This is a genomic window from Alteromonas sp. BZK5, assembly GCF_014349115.1.
Taxonomy (GTDB): domain Bacteria; phylum Pseudomonadota; class Gammaproteobacteria; order Enterobacterales; family Alteromonadaceae; genus Alteromonas; species Alteromonas macleodii.
Genome location: NZ_JACSOE010000049.1, coordinates 1 through 16,503, shown reverse-complemented (window position 1 = coordinate 16,503; position 16,503 = coordinate 1). Strand labels below are relative to the sequence as shown.

16 protein-coding genes are annotated in these 16,503 nt (G+C 45.4%); 11 read left to right on the top strand and 5 right to left on the bottom strand.

What is annotated here, in order from left to right; translation table 11 throughout:
• Positions 1 to 49: 49 nt before the first annotated feature.
• Positions 50 to 2,824 carry an XrtA/PEP-CTERM system TPR-repeat protein PrsT gene (gene prsT / locus BIZ39_RS14080; protein ID WP_187447280.1) on the top strand — a complete coding sequence of 925 codons (2,775 nt, stop codon included), beginning with the start codon at positions 50 to 52 and terminating at the stop codon, positions 2,822 to 2,824.
• A 114-nt stretch (positions 2,825 to 2,938) separates the two neighbouring features.
• On the opposite strand, the gene BIZ39_RS14075 is transcribed toward prsT, so the two are convergent.
• Positions 2,939 to 3,793, bottom strand: coding sequence for an ion transporter (locus tag BIZ39_RS14075; protein WP_187447279.1), 855 nt, complete (start codon positions 3,791 to 3,793; stop codon positions 2,939 to 2,941).
• A 209-nt stretch (positions 3,794 to 4,002) separates the two neighbouring features.
• On the opposite strand from BIZ39_RS14075, the gene BIZ39_RS14070 reads away from it, so the two are divergent.
• Positions 4,003 to 4,161 (top strand): hypothetical protein, encoded by a 159-nt coding sequence (locus BIZ39_RS14070; RefSeq protein ID WP_014997260.1) that lies wholly within the window; start codon positions 4,003 to 4,005, stop codon positions 4,159 to 4,161.
• A 139-nt stretch (positions 4,162 to 4,300) separates the two neighbouring features.
• Here BIZ39_RS14070 and tolC read toward each other — a convergent pair whose 3' ends face one another.
• Complete coding sequence (gene tolC / locus BIZ39_RS14065; RefSeq protein WP_187447278.1) at positions 4,301 to 5,689, bottom strand: outer membrane channel protein TolC; 1,389 nt, start codon at positions 5,687 to 5,689, stop codon at positions 4,301 to 4,303.
• A 296-nt stretch (positions 5,690 to 5,985) separates the two neighbouring features.
• On the opposite strand from tolC, the gene nudF reads away from it, so the two are divergent.
• From nudF to parE, 5 genes are all read left to right on the top strand, one after another.
• Positions 5,986 to 6,612, top strand: a complete 627-nt coding sequence (nudF, locus tag BIZ39_RS14060; RefSeq protein WP_187447277.1) for an ADP-ribose diphosphatase — start codon at positions 5,986 to 5,988, stop codon at positions 6,610 to 6,612.
• Positions 6,609 to 7,049: a DUF1249 domain-containing protein gene (locus tag BIZ39_RS14055; protein WP_410369566.1), complete on the top strand. Its 441-nt coding sequence runs from the start codon at positions 6,609 to 6,611 to the stop codon at positions 7,047 to 7,049. The genes nudF and BIZ39_RS14055 overlap by 4 nt, the downstream gene beginning before the upstream one ends.
• Positions 7,046 to 7,876 carry a metallophosphoesterase family protein gene (locus BIZ39_RS14050; RefSeq protein WP_187447276.1) on the top strand — a complete coding sequence of 277 codons (831 nt, stop codon included), beginning with the start codon at positions 7,046 to 7,048 and terminating at the stop codon, positions 7,874 to 7,876. Before BIZ39_RS14055 ends, BIZ39_RS14050 begins: the two co-directional genes overlap by 4 nt.
• Positions 7,877 to 8,006: 130 nt before the next feature.
• Positions 8,007 to 8,588 carry a YqiA/YcfP family alpha/beta fold hydrolase gene (locus BIZ39_RS14045; protein ID WP_014948209.1) on the top strand — a complete coding sequence of 194 codons (582 nt, stop codon included), beginning with the start codon at positions 8,007 to 8,009 and terminating at the stop codon, positions 8,586 to 8,588.
• A 113-nt stretch (positions 8,589 to 8,701) separates the two neighbouring features.
• Positions 8,702 to 10,597, top strand: coding sequence for a DNA topoisomerase IV subunit B (gene parE, locus BIZ39_RS14040; RefSeq protein ID WP_014975634.1), 1,896 nt, complete (start codon positions 8,702 to 8,704; stop codon positions 10,595 to 10,597).
• Between the two features lie 124 nt (positions 10,598 to 10,721).
• Here parE and BIZ39_RS14035 read toward each other — a convergent pair whose 3' ends face one another.
• Positions 10,722 to 11,396, bottom strand: a complete 675-nt coding sequence (locus BIZ39_RS14035) for a hypothetical protein (protein WP_187447275.1) — start codon at positions 11,394 to 11,396, stop codon at positions 10,722 to 10,724.
• A 228-nt stretch (positions 11,397 to 11,624) separates the two neighbouring features.
• Here BIZ39_RS14035 and BIZ39_RS14030 point away from each other — a divergent pair, with 228 nt between their 5' ends.
• Both BIZ39_RS14030 and BIZ39_RS14025 read left to right on the top strand, forming a co-directional pair.
• Positions 11,625 to 12,326 (top strand): HAD family hydrolase, encoded by a 702-nt coding sequence (locus tag BIZ39_RS14030; protein WP_187447274.1) that lies wholly within the window; start codon positions 11,625 to 11,627, stop codon positions 12,324 to 12,326.
• A 178-nt stretch (positions 12,327 to 12,504) separates the two neighbouring features.
• Entirely contained in the window at positions 12,505 to 13,800 is a 1,296-nt protein-coding gene (locus BIZ39_RS14025; RefSeq protein ID WP_187447273.1) for a hypothetical protein, read from the top strand.
• Positions 13,801 to 13,897: 97 nt separating this feature from the next.
• Here the strand turns inward: BIZ39_RS14025 and priC are convergent, their stop codons facing one another.
• Entirely contained in the window at positions 13,898 to 14,230 is a 333-nt protein-coding gene (priC, locus tag BIZ39_RS14020) for a primosomal replication protein PriC (RefSeq protein ID WP_187447272.1), read from the bottom strand.
• A gap of 277 nt (positions 14,231 to 14,507) precedes the next feature.
• On the opposite strand from priC, the gene BIZ39_RS14015 reads away from it, so the two are divergent.
• Positions 14,508 to 14,699, top strand: a complete 192-nt coding sequence (locus BIZ39_RS14015; RefSeq protein ID WP_014978283.1) for a hypothetical protein — start codon at positions 14,508 to 14,510, stop codon at positions 14,697 to 14,699.
• A gap of 1 nt (position 14,700) precedes the next feature.
• On the opposite strand, the gene epmB is transcribed toward BIZ39_RS14015, so the two are convergent.
• Positions 14,701 to 15,726: an EF-P beta-lysylation protein EpmB gene (epmB, locus tag BIZ39_RS14010; RefSeq protein WP_187447271.1), complete on the bottom strand. Its 1,026-nt coding sequence runs from the start codon at positions 15,724 to 15,726 to the stop codon at positions 14,701 to 14,703.
• 36 nt (positions 15,727 to 15,762) lie between these two features.
• Between epmB and efp the strand changes: the two genes are divergently transcribed.
• The gene (efp, locus tag BIZ39_RS14005; RefSeq protein WP_014975647.1) at positions 15,763 to 16,332 is read left to right on the top strand and encodes an elongation factor P; all 570 of its coding nucleotides are present in this window, start codon (positions 15,763 to 15,765) and stop codon (positions 16,330 to 16,332) included.
• Positions 16,333 to 16,503: the final 171 nt, after the last annotated feature.

Genomic DNA, 16,503 nt, shown 5'->3' with positions numbered 1-16,503 from the left:
ATGTGTAGCGATGTGACAATAAAAAGTTGAGGTAGGGCAAGGAATTACAATGACAAAAATGAAACCCAATACATTACTTAAACGCACAACGTTAGCGGTAATGCTGACCAGCGCGCTTTTATCTGGATGTAGTGAAAAATCAATGGAAAGCCATTTGGCAGATGCAAGGAACTACGCTTCTTCTCAACAAATCGACGCCGCCATAGTTGAATATAAAAATGCCATTCAAAAAGCGCCCGATGCCGCAGCACCGCGCTTCGAACTTGGCAAGCTGTACTTGCAGGAAAGTAATTTTTCAGCTGCTGAAAAAGAACTCAACAAGGCAATGGAACTTGGGCATCCTGTTAGCCAAGTCATTCCTCTATTGTCGGTCGCTTACCAACAGTCAGGGGCAGAAAATGCGCTGGCCGAAGTAGATTATCGCGCAGAAGGGATGTCAGCAGTTGAATCAGCCGAGGTGGGTTTTTATAAGCTACAGGCTTTAATGCAGCTAGGTAAAAACGAAGAAGCTCAAACGCTACTGGCTGATTTATCAACCCTAGATACGAGCTCAGTCTACAAAGGCCTTATTGACAGTTATGCCTTTGTTTTAGACAACGACATGGATGGAGCGCTAGCCGCCACCGAGAAGCTGCGAGAACAAGCCCCCACCAATAAAGACGTGCTACAACAGCTAGCAAAAATTTATCTTCAAAAAGGTGAGCCGAGTAAAGCTGCCGAAGTCTACGGCGTATATGTGAGTCAGTATCCTGACGACGTAACCAGCAAATTTGCCTATGCAGCGCTACTGATTGAAATAAGAGAGCTCGATAAAGCAGAACCTATTGTAGATGACTTGTTGACCTTAAATGAAAACCATCCGCTGCTTAATACCTTTAAAGGCATCATTGAGTCGGCCAACGAAAATTATGCTAAGGCCCTCGAGCACTTGGAAATTGCCGTTCAAAATGGAAGAAGTGATCAGGTCGTGCGTTTGGTTGCGGGCTTCAGTGCATATCAAATACAAGACTTTGAAGCGGCACAGCGTCACCTGACAATGGTGGCTTCTAGTCTTCCTGATAATCACCCTGGTCTTCGTATGCTGGCAGACAGCATGCTGCAGCTTGGTGAAAATGATGAAGCGCTTGAAGTATTAGCGAGGGTAGAAGGCGAACAAGGTATTGATGCCGCACTATTCTCTAAGGCAAGTTATCAGCTTTTAAAAGACGGGAACGTAGTCGGTGCACAGCAAATGGTGGCAAAGTCTGAAGCGGTGAGTACCACAGCAGAAGATTTATCTCGTTTAGGTGTTTTGCAGTTATCACTAAATGATATTGATGGCTTAGTTAATCTTGAACAAGCCGTAGAGCAGTCGCCAGAGTCTGTGACGTCACAAGCCACATTACTTCGCGCCTACATTGCTACTAGTCAGCTTGAAAAAGCAAAAAGCGCGGCGAAAGAGTGGCATGAAAAGTCACCTGAAACCGCAGCTCCGCTTATTTACCTAGGGAATATTGCGACGGCAGAGGGAGCCTACCAAGAGGCCGCCCAATATCTAGATAAAGCCAGCGAGCTAGAAGGTGCAAAGAATGAGGTGTTTTACTCTCGCGCTAAATTACTGGTAGCTGAAGGTAAAAAAGATAACGCGATTTCCTTTGTTCGCGCCTTTATTGATAAGAACCCCGCCGATGTACAGGCGCTAGCGCTATGGTTTGCCCTCGCAATGGAAAACGGGAACGCAAAGGACGTTATCAAGCATACTCAAACACAGTTCAACGCCAATAAAACAAATCTGAATTTAAGACTTCTTCTTGCAAGAATGTACTCGTTGAACAGTCAGCTTGATAAAACGGTTTCGCTTTTGTCAGATGTCGAAGGTAATGAAGCGTCGCCACAAGCGTTTTGGAACTTAAAGGGTCAAGCGCTTATTGCCACCAACAATGTAGAAGACGCGACAGCGTTTTTTGATCGTTGGCTATCGTTTTACCCGCAAGATAAAAATGCGGTCTTGGGTAAGTTGTTGATTGTCGACTCTCAAAAGCAATTTGATCAGGGGCTGACGTTAACCAATAAGGTGTTGGCTAAACGTCCAGATGCACAGTTAACCTTATTGAAAGCTTACTTTCACAGTCGACTTGGGCAGGCTAAACCTGCATGGGAAATTATTAATAGCACGGCCGATGATGTTAAGGCTCTGCCTTTCGTTAGAGGCGTAATAGCGCGCTTACATCTTATCGATAAAGCGCCTGAGCAAGCTGTAGAGCATGCCAAAGCCGCCTATGACACTACGCCTAACTCAGATAACGCTTTGTTGTTGATAGCGGCGCTTGAGATGTCGGGTAAAAAAGCTCAGGCATTTACGTTTCTTGAAAAACACGTTCAGATGCACAGCAACGACATCCCAAGTGCAATGCTGTTAGCCGAGCGTCAAATTGGCAAAGACAGAGCAGCAGCCATTAAAACTTATGAACAGGTGCTAGCTAAAACGCCAGATAATTTTGTCGTATTAAATAACCTGGCGTTTTTGGCGCTGGAAGATAAAAAACTTACCCGAGCAGAAGAGCTCGCTAAAAAGGCCGTATCACTGCAGCGTGAGAACGCAGACGCCGCGGACACGCTAGCGCAAATTTACATTGCTAAAGGTGATAAAGCCGCAGCGCTTAAACTGTACGAGGAAGTCGCTGCACGTCCTATTGCGAACGACGACGTATATTTAAATTATGTGAGTGTATTACTTGAACTCGATAAAAAGGCGCTCGCCTCGCGCAAGCTGGCAAGCCGAGAGTTTAAGTCAGAGGCAGCCAAGCAAAGAGCGGAATCACTTAAGCAGCAATACGGGCTTTAGGCTCGCCCGGGCGTATCTTGCTTTAGCCTAAATCTAGGCATCACCATTTTTGAGAAACTAAAAAGGCCACATCACTGTGGCCTTTTTCAATTGCGCTATTCGGATAGAACGCACTTAGCTGGTTTTGTTTACCGTGCTATTTTGATTATTAGCGGCAAGCTGTGCCTTCAGCTCTCGCAATTCTTGCATCACATCTTGAAGGGTTGGCTCTATGTTCCCTTGGGCAATTTGCTCTTCAAGTAAGGCGGCTTCTTTTTCTGCTCGTGCTTTTTCGTTTTCTCTTTCCATCACATTCACCACGATACCAATCACCATGTTTAAAAACGCGAAGGCGGTGAAGAAAATAAAGGTAAGATAGAAAATCCAGCTTAACGAATAAACCTCCTGAGTCTCGTACATTACGTCAGTCCAATCTTCGAACGTCATAATTCTAAAGAGCGTTAGCATTGAGATGGTGATATCGCCCCACAGTACAGGGTTGATGGTTTCAAATAAGGTACTGCCCACAGCGGCATATATGTAGAAGATAATAAACATTAACAGCATTACGTAAGCTAATTGAGGCAATGCTTTAACCAAAGAAACTAACAGGATCCTAAGCTCGGGAATGATCGAGATCATACGCAGGACGCGGAATACTCGCACCAAACGAGCGATAAGTGCCAGCTCAGTGTCGTCTGCAGGAATGAGGCTGATGACCACAATCAGTGTGTCAAACCAGTTCCAGAAGCTTTTGAAAAAGTAACGCTTACGTTTTTCAGCCAAAAAACGAATGGTGATTTCTGTTAGAAAGAAGGCACTGATAAACCAATCTAAAAATAGTGTTACTGACGACATGCCAGCTGGCAGTTCATAGGTCTTGGCACCTACGAGTAGCGCTGAAATAACAATAACGCTTATTACAAAGGCTTCGAACCATTTATTGGCTCGTATGCGTTCAAATTTATTTTGAAGTTCAGAGGCTTGCATTTCTATTTATCACTCAAAGAAAAACCGAATAGCCAAAGGGCTTGTGGTAAGCGCCATTGGCTGTATACTAAATAATCAGAAGTGCAGCGTACGCGCACTTATTGCATACAAATGTAGGGGCACAACGGGCGTTTTAAACCTGTCTCGTCGCACGTTACCTAAACGTTTATCAAGCCGAATACACAGGCTTAAAAATAAAGGGCATAATCATGGATGATGAATTACGGTTGTTGCAAGAGAAATTGCATCGTGTAGCGGAACGCTTGTCTAACTTCGCGCCCACAAAGCAAAATGCAGAAGCCTTGCGTATGGAATATCGCCAACTGCTAAGCGCACTTAAGAAATATACACCTACATCGCCAACTTAATCATCATTAACATAGCCCTTTTTCGCGACTCAGCATCGCATTTCTTCAGGTGTCATATTATCTCAGGCATAAAAAAGGGCAGCACTGGCTACCCTTTCTTTCACTATTGAGCATGTACTAAACGCTCAACTATCCAATGCTAATCATTGGTGTTGGTTTCTGCTGGCTTAAGACCACGGTTGATCATAGCCACATCTTCACCTGTCAATGTACCTGCCGCTTGCTTAAGCGTAACCACTGACTGAATAAAGTCATAGCGTGCGCCCGCAAGGTTACGACGTGCATCAAACAAGTTACGGGTGCTGTCCAATACGTCAACAATAGTACGTGTACCGACATCAAAGCCCGCTTCTGTGGCCTTAAGTGCGCTATCTGCAGACACCACTGACTGCTCAAGAGCGCGAATAGTAGAGATAGACGCTTTTACGTTATTAAACGAGCTGCGAACTGACTGTACCGTTTGACGATACGTCTGCTCTGCAGCTTGGCTGGCCGCTACGTAGTTGTACTTCGCTTGCGACGTTTGCGCGCTTACGCTACCGCCTTGATAGATTGGAACGCTGAGCGTTACACCTATTGACTTACTATCAAGGTACGGTGTGTCGTAAGCAATGGGTGCGGTTTGACCATCATCAGTAATAAACTCACCTTCAACATCGTCTTTCGAGCGGCCATATCGACCCGACAATGCCAAGGTTGGTAAGTGGCCTGAACGTGCAATGGCGATGTCCTCTTTTGCCACGTCCATGGCCAAACGGTCAACTAATAATGCAAGGTTTTTGTCTTGTGCGGTTTCTAACCAGCTGTCAACGGTTGCTGGAACCGGCATAGTCGCAGAAAAGTTTTCTGTATTTAAGCCGAATAGACGATCGTGGTATTTTCCGGTAATTACACGAAGTGCTTCAAGGGCAAACTCAAGCTGATTTTTTGCCTGTATTTCCTGTGCTACTGTACTGTCGTAATTTGCTTGTGCTTCATGCACGTCAGTAATGGCTGTTAAACCCACTTCGAAGCGCTGGCGTGTTTGTTCAAGCTGTCGCTCAATAGCGCGTTTCTCTGACCCTACGAACTCCACATTGTCACGGGCGCGTAATACGTCAAAGTAAGCTGTAACGGTACGCACTATGACGTCTTGCATACTAGCGGCAAGTTGTGCGTCGCTTTGCTCTGCCACTTTCTCTGCTCGGTCTAAACCCAACCAGTTCGCGTGGTCATACAAAGACATTGATAAGGAAATTCCGTAATCAATAGTGTCGACAGTGGTATCAGTTGTAAAGATTGTATCTGGCCCAAGTTGCTGAAAACGTTCAGACTCCGAGTGCGTATAACCCACTGAGCCAGAAATTTGGGGTAGTAGGCTTGCGCGGCTAAGACTGATTCCTTCGAACGCAGCATCACGTTGCGCTTTCGCCTGGTTTACCAATGGATCGTTCGCCAGTGCTTGTTGATATACCTGCATTAGGTCATCGGCTAGTGCACCAGTTGTCATCGAAACACCGATAACTAGCGACAGAAGTGTTCGTTTCATGCTTACGTCTTCCTGTTGTGTTCAAGTTGCGTCGTCGTTTATTCGTTGAGACGACTTATTAAAACCAAGTGTATGAAAATTCAACCACAAACCGAAAGTCCAAACTCGTAACAGTATTCGATTAACTGTAACAGAATATGTGATCTACCCACGCAATTATTATAGTAATAGACGACTTGTAATATGAGTTTTCTGTTATTCGCTCACACGCCGTATCGCATTTTTCATGCGTATACATGGTTGGTGTGTAAATGTACTATGTATGATAAATCTATTTGAACCATAAGTGTCAGCAAATGAGCAAGGAATTCCTTTCATTTACCTCAAATGACGTCGAAATCACCGACATTAAGCCAGTGTATCGTGGTTTCTTTACCATGAATCAGTATCAATTTAAGCACAAGTGTTTTAATGGAGAATGGAGCGATACGGTCACGCGAGAAATATTTGAACGTGGTCATGCGGTGGGGGTCTTACCCTACGATCCTGAACTCCAAGAGTTTGTGCTCATTGAGCAAGTTAGAATTGGGGCATTAGCCACATCTTCAAGCCCTTGGTTAATAGAAATTATCGCGGGCATGATCGACCAAGGAGAAACACCGGAGTCCGTATGCCATAGAGAGTCGATGGAAGAGGCAGGTATTACCCTAGATAAATTAACCAAAGCGCTGAGTTATTTATCGAGCCCGGGCGGCACGACCGAAAGATTACACATTTTTATAGCAAAGACTGATGCTAGCCAAGCGCAAGGCATTCACGGCCTAGAAAGCGAGTCTGAAGACATTAAAGTACACCGAATAAAAGAAAATACCGCCCTTGAATGGTTGGAAAATGGCCATATTGACAACGCCGCAGCGGTAATTGCGCTACAATGGTTCTTTATGCACAAAACACAACTTCTGGAGCAGTGGCAGACATCGTGACACAACGCAATCAACGAAAATACGTACCTCATCTTCCGTCAATGCAGGCGCTTTGCGAACTGAACTATTCTCATGTTTTGAGAATTCTGCCTGATTGCGATACGGAAGATTTGAGCTATGAATTTTCGGTTGGTGTCGGCCTGTCTTATGAAATATGTATTGTAGAGTCTGCTCGCTACACCAGTACGTTAAGCATTAAGCAAACCACTAAAGATATGCCCTCATATTTAACGCCCAGCATGACGGTGCGCTTATATCACGATGCGCGTATGGCAGAGGTTATTAATAGCCAAAATACGGGAGCGCTTGAACCGTCGTACGAGTATCCGAATTTAAAAATGCGCCAGCGTAACGAAAAGCACATGGTGAATATCTTTTTAGCTGAATGGCTAAACTTCTGTTTGCAACATTCCTCAAACGTTACTTCTGAAGCGTGATAACACTCATTCAGCTAAGTGATTGCCACTTACTAAAAGACAAAGATAAGACGGGATATGCGGGCATCGCGCCCTATGATTCACTAGCACGCGTGCTTTCTGATATCCAAAATTACATTGTTCAAGAAGTTGCCAGCGAGCCCCAGCAGAGAGCAAAGCACCAATTAGTCGTGCTGGTTACTGGGGATATTAGCGGCGATAATTCCCCTGAGAGCTATCAGCATTTTATTGCATTGATGGAGCAACATATTGAGCCAGCAGGTATAGAATGGTTTGTGCTGGCGGGTAATCACGACAATAATCCGTACTTCGAAAAGTACGTTGGCTGTCGGCACCTACAAAGCAATGACTCGTTAAGCTTGTGCAATTGGCAATTACACGGCATGGATACCCGCGCTACAAGTAATATGCATACGGCAGCGGGGGAAGTAAAAGAAAGCGATATACAGGCGCTAGAGCAATCGTTAACTACGTCGCCGCAGACAAATCATCTTGTTGCGCTTCATCATCTTGTTGCGCTTCATCATCACATATTGCCTTCGAACAGTTGGATGGATAAGCACTCTTTGGTTGATGCTCAGCGGTTAGTATCGCTTACAGATGAATATCCGCAGATAAAAGCCTTCCTACACGGACACGTACATTCGCCGTTGCGCCAGCAGATAGGAAAGCACAATACGCCTTCTTACGGCAGCCCTTCTACGTGTTGGCAGTGGGAAATGCGGCCCGAGTTTGGTGTTAGCAATGAAGCGCCGGGGTACCAGGTGATGAATTTAATGGATGACGGCTCGGTGGATGTTTCCGTTGTTAGGGTGAAGCTCAGTTGAGTTTTGCTATAGAGGGTGTAAAAGGAGCGTGTGGCCTTAAAATCCGTTTCATACTTGTTTCGAGTTTAGCGTAGACAAAGAAACAAGAAAGAAAAAGACACAGAACAGATAACACAAAATAGAGAAAAATATGCAGCACATTTTATATCTCCACGGCTTTTTAAGTTCGCCAAAATCCATTAAGGCGCAAGCCACTAAAGCGTATTTTGAGCAGCATCATTCAAACGTTACCTTACACATTCCTGAGCTGTCTAATTTTCCTAGCAAAGTGGAAGATCAGCTAATTTCACTTATTGAGAACACACCGGCACTGCTTGAAAACGGGCTGAAACTTATTGGCAGTTCGATGGGGGGGTATCTCTCTACGTTTTTGCTTGAAAAGTTTGGTGGCAAAGCCGTGTTAATCAATCCCGCTGTTCGCCCTTACGAGCTATTGCAAGGGTTTATCGGTGCCCACGAAAACCCTTACAGCAAAGAAAAGTTTGAAATAGTAGAAAGCGATATGGGGGTAATCCAAGCATTAGAAGCTGCCTCAATTAAAACGCCAGGCAATTACAAAGTGCTACTTCAGACCGAGGATGAAACACTGGATTACCGCTTAGCGGCTGAAAAGTACGCACAAAGTCATCTAGTTATTGAAGAAGGCGGCGATCACAGCTTTGTAGGTTACGAAAATCACTTGCCTGCTATTGCCGAGTTTTTGCTGAAATAAGCGCATTGCCAGTCTGTACTCGCCCTGCTAACATCAAACCTATGCTGTGCGGCGCTTTGCTTAAGCGCCGCGTACCTCTTTCTTTGTCGCTGGCTTAAATAACAACCATAACTATGTCAAATCAATACAATTCAGATGCTATCGAGGTTTTAAACGGCCTTGACCCCGTAAAACGCCGCCCTGGTATGTATACCGACACTACCCGCCCAAATCACTTGGGTCAGGAAGTCATCGATAACAGTGTGGATGAAGCGCTTGCTGGGCACGCCTCTAACATCAAAGTAATTTTGCATGAAGACCAATCGTTAGAAGTTATCGACGATGGTCGTGGTATGCCGGTAGATATCCACCCTGAAGAAGGGATATCAGGCGTAGAGCTTATTCTATGTAAGCTTCACGCGGGTGGTAAATTTTCAAATAAAAACTATGCCTTCTCTGGTGGTCTTCACGGGGTGGGGATCTCGGTAGTTAACGCGCTTTCAACCCGCGTAGAAGTAACTATTCGACGAGACAGTAACGTATACCAAATTGCCTTTGAAAACGGCGACAAAGTCGAAGACTTACAAGTTATTGATACCTGCGGTAAGCGCAATACAGGAACCCGTGTTCACTTCTGGCCTGACCCGCAATATTTCGATTCGGCTAAATTCTCAGCCAGTCGACTTGTGCACAACTTGCGCGCTAAAGCGGTATTAAGCCCGGGTCTGCGCATTCGTTTCGACAACAAGATCACCAAAGAAAGCCAAGAGTGGTATTACGAAGACGGTCTTAAAGACTACCTCTACCAAGCGGTAGAAGAGTTTGAAACCTTGCCGTCTGACACGCCATTTGTAGGTACATTTAGTGGCAACACAGAAGCCGCCGATTGGGCTGTAATGTGGTTGCCTGAAGGTGGTGATTTAGTAACGGAAAGCTACGTTAACCTTATTCCTACAGCGCAAGGCGGTACACACGTTAACGGGTTGCGCCAAGGCTTACTAGAGTCCATGCGCGAATTTTGCGAATTTAGAAACTTAATGCCTCGTGGGGTTAAGTTATCGCCAGATGACATTTGGGACCGTTGTGCCTATATCCTGTCGACTAAGATGCAGGACCCGCAGTTTGCTGGTCAAACTAAAGAACGCTTGTCTTCACGTCAGGCCAGCGCGTTTGTATCAGGCGTGGTGAAAGACGCATTCAGCCTTTGGTTAAATCAGCATACGGAAATTGCCGAGGCCCTTGCTGAAATGTGTATCAACAATGCACAGCGCCGTCTGCGTCAAACCAAAAAGGTTGCGCGTAAAAAGGTCACTCAAGGGCCTGCACTTCCAGGCAAACTGACCGACTGCTCATCGCAAGATATTTCTTACTCTGAACTGTTTTTAGTAGAGGGTGACTCGGCGGGGGGCTCGGCCAAGCAAGCGCGAGACCGAGAGTTTCAGGCAATTATGCCGCTGCGCGGTAAAATCTTAAATAGCTGGGAAGTTGACTCTTCTCAGGTATTGGCATCACAGGAAATTCACGATATTTCAGTTGCGCTGGGTATCGACCCAGACTCGACGGACCTGTCTGGTTTGCGCTACGGTAAAATATGTATTCTTGCCGATGCTGACTCCGATGGGCTACACATTGCAACGTTGCTATGTGCGCTCTTTGTACGTCATTTCAGAACCTTGGTTGAACAAGGTCATGTGTATGTCGCTATGCCGCCGCTATTTAGAATAGATGTAGGCAAAGAGGTGTATTACGCGCTAGATGAAGGCGAGAAGCAGGGCATTCTTGACCGAATTGAAGCGGAAAAGAAACGCGGTAAAGTCAACGTACAGCGCTTTAAAGGCTTGGGTGAAATGAACCCGCTACAGCTTCGCGAAACAACCATGGACCCGAACACCCGTCGCCTTGTTCAGCTGACCATTGAAGACGCGGAAGAAATGATGGAGTTGATGGACATGCTACTTGCTAAGAAGCGTTCTGGCGACCGTAAAACATGGCTTGAAAGCAAAGGTAATATGGCCGAAGTGGCGTTGTAGATTGCAGAAACGCGCCGCTTTTGTGCTTATTTATAGAAGCTTGTATCGATAACGCTGTTCAAACAAGTGACCGCTAGACAAGCAACCTTAACGCTACATGAAGCAAATCGAAAACGCCGAGATACTATCCTGATACGGAAATTTCTCGGCGTTTTAGTTTGTGCATCTGCAATAAAATACTGCCACGCATAATTACGCTGGTGCCGTTTAGGATAAGTAGCGGCCAGCTTTGGCTTAATGGCATTGTTAGGCCAAACAATAAAGTGCTAACGTCTTTTATCAATATATTGCGAAACAGCGCAAATGACAGCGACCCCACTTTTTGTCTGCGCTGCAGTACAAACCACTGGTGCAGTGAACCTTGAAATAAGATAACGGTAACGACCAGCATTAAGGTATTTGCGCCAAGCTGTGCAAGCGTTGGGAAAGGGCGAAAAGCAATGGAAAGTGTGCCACCAATGAGAGCTAGCAGAGCAACAGCGGCAACGTAACCTGAAATTGTAGTGCGCCTGTGTTGCCATATTTTCCAAATGATAATGAGCGTAAGTATGAGCGCACCAAATCGTGTCCACACCAAGTAATGGTTGAATGGCTCGACTGAAATACCGAAGAGGAAAATAGAGAAGAAAGCAAAATAGCTGGAGCCAAACTGGTTAAGTGACAGACTGTGGTTGGCATCATCATTATTGCTTGCAACGTGCAGTTGATAGCGCGTCATGGCCTTAATTTGTGACCATAATCCTAACCATGTCAGTAAAAATAGCGCAGCACTGGCAAAACCTAGTATGTGGTAAAGCACCCAATTTGCTCCACGTTGGAAATGTTCTAATTCGTGAAAGACTCAGTGTATCACAGGACTGGCACCGTTCTGGCATACTGTTCTTGCATATGTTCTGACATATGGCATGAAAACAATCACCATCAACAAAGCCTGCACCAGGGTCTAGAGGTGTTATCGTTTTTGCGGTATCGATGACACCCAATATATTTTCTCAACTTTAACTTTAAATTAGCAAGGAGGTTTATTTTGGCATTGCATTCAGTTTCTTCATCAACACGCCAGTTAGCAGTAAGCGATAAAACCACAACGCTATTATTTGATCACGACGGTACCCTTATTGACTCAGAATCCGTACATTTTGACCTGTGGAAAGACATTTTGCTGGGGTACGATGTTGAATTAAGCGAGGATTTTTATTGTGAAGTGATGGCGGGTATTCCAGTAAAGCAAAATGCTGTCGATCTCGTTGAACATTTTAATATTGATGTAGCGCCGCATGTGCTAGCAGAGCAAAAACACAAAAGTATTAGCGACTACTTAGATAAGCAAGCTTTTCCCTTAATGCCGTTTGCTAAAGAAACCATTGAACATTGTGCAAACAAAGGTTACACCATTGGCATTGTGACTGGGGGAAGTAAAAAGTCGGTGGAAAAAACCTTATCTCAGTATGGTTTAAGTGCTTATATTTCTTGCGTGGTTGCCGTGGAAGATGTCGAAAACAGCAAACCAGCACCTGATTGTTACGCGCTTGCAATGGACAAGCTAGGAAAAATACCCGGTGAATGTGTGGCAATTGAAGACACGCAAACCGGCATGACAGCGGCACTTGCTGCAAACCTAGCCTGCGTTGTGATACCCACGGATTTGTCGAGACATCATGACTTGTCTGGTGCCACAGTGCGGTATACAAGCTTGAAAGACTGGGTGGACTGCGAACTCGTTTTTTAGCGAATGCGGTGGTGGTTAATTGCCGACTTGTCGTGCCACTTGTCACTGGTGGCGCGAAAATAGATAACGTAGTATAACCAGCACGTTAGGGCGTAACTTTCTTTGTTTTACAGCAAAGAACGCCAGAGGCGCTAACTCATTTTTTATTCATTGTTATGACAGGTACAGCTGATTTCTCATGATTTTGCGTAGCGTAAAATGGCTTTTGATTACTCTTGCCATCATTGTTGTTCTGCTTGTAGTAAGCGTTGCTACGATTACGGTTATGGCTGTGCAAAAAACGCCATTAGTCGCATCGACAGCGCCCACACAGCTAGATGGTGCTGATAGCGTTAATGAACTCCTCGGTCAGCTGCAACAGGCGTTTTCCCGCCGAGAAGAGGGGCATCAAGTTACGCTCACCGAAACCCAAGTCGAAAGCTTAGTGGGTGTGTTACAGCGTGCATTACCTGACTTTAAGGGCGTAGTGAATATCACGCCGTTGGCGGGAACCATTAACGTCACTTACGCTATCAACAATACGGGGTATTATGTAAATGCGTCAGCACTAGTACTGCCTGGAGATAGCTTGCGTATAGAGCAAGTCCAAGTTGGCGACTTAACCATTCCGGGTCGTTTTTTACTTGGGTTTTTAGAGCGTACGGTGAACTCTTATACGCAATCAGAAATAGCCACCATTGCGTTATCGCGGGTAGAACGTGTGACCATGGGGCGCGGGGAGCTTACTTTAGATGTTGGGCGTTTAGATGAGCTGCTAAGCGAGTTAAACGTGGTGGCTTCGAATATGTCGGTAAGTGAACAGACCGAGCTTCAGCAGTTATCCGCATACTATTTACGTTATTTGTCTGGTAGAGAAATAGCCTTATCAAGTAAACCGGTATCCCTTATTGAATACTTGCGCGAGGGGATGGCACGGGCGAGAGAGCAAAGCCAAACCCCTCAAGATGCAGTACTGCATAATAATGCGGTAATCCTTGCTTTAGCGGTTTACGTTGGGCATCATCGTGTTGGGACTCTAGTGGGCGACATACAGCCAGATTCCGAAAAAGCGTTAAAGCCTCGCAGAGGTGCTGTGCTGCACAAGCGCAACGATTTGGCTCGTCACTTTATTATTTCTGCTGCATTAGAGTTAATGGCAGAACAAGGTATGTCCCTAGCAATTGGTGAGTTTAAAGAGCTAATGGACCGGGGCAACGGTGGTTCGGGCTATAGCTTTGTAGACTTAGCGGCAGACATGTCGGGTACTGAGTTTGCAAAGGTTGCTACCCATCCAAATACTGCGATGGAAGTGCAAAACGCGATTGCGCGCATTCAAAGTGAACTTGAAATCATCCCGCCTATTGAAGGGCTGCCCGAAGGCTTAAGTAAGCAAGTATTTACCGAGCAGTATCAGCGGGTGGACAGTGAAGCCTATTTGAAAGAAGTGCAGGAAATTAAGCGGAGAATTGCCTTGCTACCGCTTTATCAAAAATAAGCGGTAAGGCGCGTGAGAGTTCGCCGTAAGTAAGAAGCCAACCTATAAAAAGCCCGCTATGAAAGCGGGCTTTGTTTTATTCATTTGCAGTTCTACACTACTTTTGGGATAGAGACTGCTGAAATTGCGCAATGGTCACCAGCGCCAACTCTATTTTTTTAACCAAAGGCGCAAGTGCCTGCTTAGCGTCATCATCATCCAGTTCCTTTAGCGACTGCCAGTCGTTCGCTATCTCTTGTACATAGGGGCCAAAGCGTTTTGCTGATGTGCTAAACCCACTGTCGTCAGCGAATACTGCTGCAAACTTACCTTTTTGATCGCGCTGTAAACTATCCAGTATTTGGTCGGCATCAACGGCTTTGCGGTGTAGCGTTTGAAGTGTTTCTTGAAGTTGTTGATGGACAGCTTGCATCTCTTGGCTCTGTTGCATAGTCACGCCTTTATTTCTAATGTGATTAGGAGTGCGTACTACCTGCACACCTAAGTTTATATGAGTTGCGTCGCAATTATTTTTTGCCACGCCAAATGTATTACGGTAAATAATGGTTAAAGTTTCGCCTTTCAAGGCCGATAACTTAACGATGTTGTAAATTACAAAGCTTGCGGTTCACTAACGAATTTGCTGATTACGTAACACTCAACACATCGTAAGGGTGGGCAATTCTGCCCATTTTTTTACTTTGCTACAAGCAACAAAGGAAAATGGTATGGATCTACAAGGTGCTAGTGCCTCTGGAACGTCCGGTGCGTCACTTGAGTTGGCCTCTCTTAAGTTGGCAAAAAGCCAGCAAGAGCAAGAGGGAAAAGCGTCGCTTCAGCTGCTGGAATCAGCCGCTGACGTACCAAAAACGTCATCTTCAAACCCCGCGTTAGGCGCCAACATTGATACCTACGCGTAAGTTACGGATGCAAATGTAAGTCGATAGGCGTTTTGCCGGGTTGACCGCCAATTTCTCTCACCAGTTTTGGCACCAAGAAGCCCGGCAGGCGCTTTATCACTTCTTTCATGATTCGACGACCTTCATCGTCGCTGACATAAAAATGACTTGCACCCTGCACTTTATCTAATACGTGCAAGTAATAGGGCAGTACACCAGCCTCAAACAGCGTTTCACTTAAGTCACTTATGGCATCGCCGGAATCGTTTACGCCTTTTAGCAATACCGACTGATTGAGCAGGATCACACCTCTCTCTCGTAATGTGTTTAATCGGGATTTTAGCGTTTCTGACATCTCATTCGCGTGGTTTGCATGCAGCACCAATACTTTCTGAAGCGGCAAGGCCGTAAACCATTCAACAAAGTCATGGCTAATTCGTTCTGGTAGCACTACCGGCAGACGGCTATGAATACGTAGGCGCTTTATATGGGGAATAGCGGCAATTTCGTTGGCTAACCACGACAAATGATCATCTTTCGCCATCAGTGGGTCGCCACCTGAAAAAATCACCTCATTAATTTTGTTATTACTGCGAAGATATTCAAGCACATCAAGCCATTGGTGCTTACTTACCGCATTGTCGGCGTAAGGAAAATGGCGACGAAAACAGTAACGGCAGTTTACTGCACAGCCGGTGCGAACCATTAACAACACGCGAGAATCGTATTTGTGCAGTATGCCTTTGCCTGCGGTGTCGTGCTCGTCTAACGGATCTTTGCTATAACCGGGTGATGTTAGGAATTCATCGCTGAGCGGCATGACCTGCAAAAACAGCGGGTCGTTGGGATTTTCTTTTTCCATAAGATCCACAAAGTGTCGTGGAACACGCATAGGAAAAAGACGACGTGCTTTGATGTGTTGTGCGTATTTTTCTTGGTCTAAACCTAAGTGTTGCAATAGCTTTGCAGGATCAGTAAAGCTACTTGCTAATTCTTTTTGCCAGTTATGCTCTACAGAAATCGGTTTTTTAGGTATTATTTGTTCCACGAAACTTTTTGTACCTTATGTTTAGACAGAGGAATTATGGCTAATTACAGCACTAACGAGTTCAAAGGCGGCCTGAAAATCATGCTGGACGGCGAACCTTGCAACATTCTAGAAAACGAATACGTAAAGCCGGGTAAGGGCCAAGCGTTTAACCGTGTAAAAATCCGCAAGCTTATTTCAGGTAAAGTTTTAGAAAAAACTTTCCGCTCAGGTGAATCAGTAGAAGGCGCTGACGTAATGGATACGGAGCTTGCCTACTTGTACACCGACGGCGAATTCTACCACTTTATGAACAACGATACATTCGAACAAATCGCTGCAGACGAAAAAGCAGTGGGTGAGAATAAAAAGTGGCTGGTAGAAAACGACGTTTGCACCATTACACTGTGGAACGGTTCACCTATCACAGTAACGCCACCAAACTTCGTTGAGCTTGAAATCACTGAAACTGATCCTGGTCTTAAAGGTGATACAGCAGGTACTGGCGGTAAGCCAGCAACGCTTAGCACGGGTGCAGTTGTTCGCGTTCCTCTATTCGTTCAAACAGGCGAAGTTATCCGTGTAGATACGCGCTCTGGCGAATACGTGTCTCGCGCACAAAAATAATATCTTATACCAGTCCGCATAGATAATTACCCACTCAGCGAGAGTTAAAATGTTCGTAATCGCGGCGTGTTGCCGCAGGTATAGTGGTTCTACATCAAGGTGACACAACAAAGAGTACGGACATTTTAAACTCGCCCTTCGGGAAGGTCTGGCAAGCTTCCTAGCTTCATT

Coding starts and splice junctions, on each gene's coding strand:
- nudF (WP_187447277.1), top strand. CDS start 5,986: ATGAGCAAGGAATTCCTTTCATTTACCTCAAATGACGTCGAAATCACC.
- BIZ39_RS14070 (WP_014997260.1), top strand. CDS start 4,003: ATGGATGATGAATTACGGTTGTTGCAAGAGAAATTGCATCGTGTAGCG.
- BIZ39_RS14015 (WP_014978283.1), top strand. CDS start 14,508: ATGGATCTACAAGGTGCTAGTGCCTCTGGAACGTCCGGTGCGTCACTT.
- prsT (WP_187447280.1), top strand. CDS start 50: ATGACAAAAATGAAACCCAATACATTACTTAAACGCACAACGTTAGCG.
- tolC (WP_187447278.1), bottom strand. CDS start 5,689: ATGAAACGAACACTTCTGTCGCTAGTTATCGGTGTTTCGATGACAACT.
- BIZ39_RS14075 (WP_187447279.1), bottom strand. CDS start 3,793: ATGCAAGCCTCTGAACTTCAAAATAAATTTGAACGCATACGAGCCAAT.
- BIZ39_RS14025 (WP_187447273.1), top strand. CDS start 12,505: ATGATTTTGCGTAGCGTAAAATGGCTTTTGATTACTCTTGCCATCATT.
- efp (WP_014975647.1), top strand. CDS start 15,763: ATGGCTAATTACAGCACTAACGAGTTCAAAGGCGGCCTGAAAATCATG.
- BIZ39_RS14045 (WP_014948209.1), top strand. CDS start 8,007: ATGCAGCACATTTTATATCTCCACGGCTTTTTAAGTTCGCCAAAATCC.
- priC (WP_187447272.1), bottom strand. CDS start 14,230: ATGCAACAGAGCCAAGAGATGCAAGCTGTCCATCAACAACTTCAAGAA.
- parE (WP_014975634.1), top strand. CDS start 8,702: ATGTCAAATCAATACAATTCAGATGCTATCGAGGTTTTAAACGGCCTT.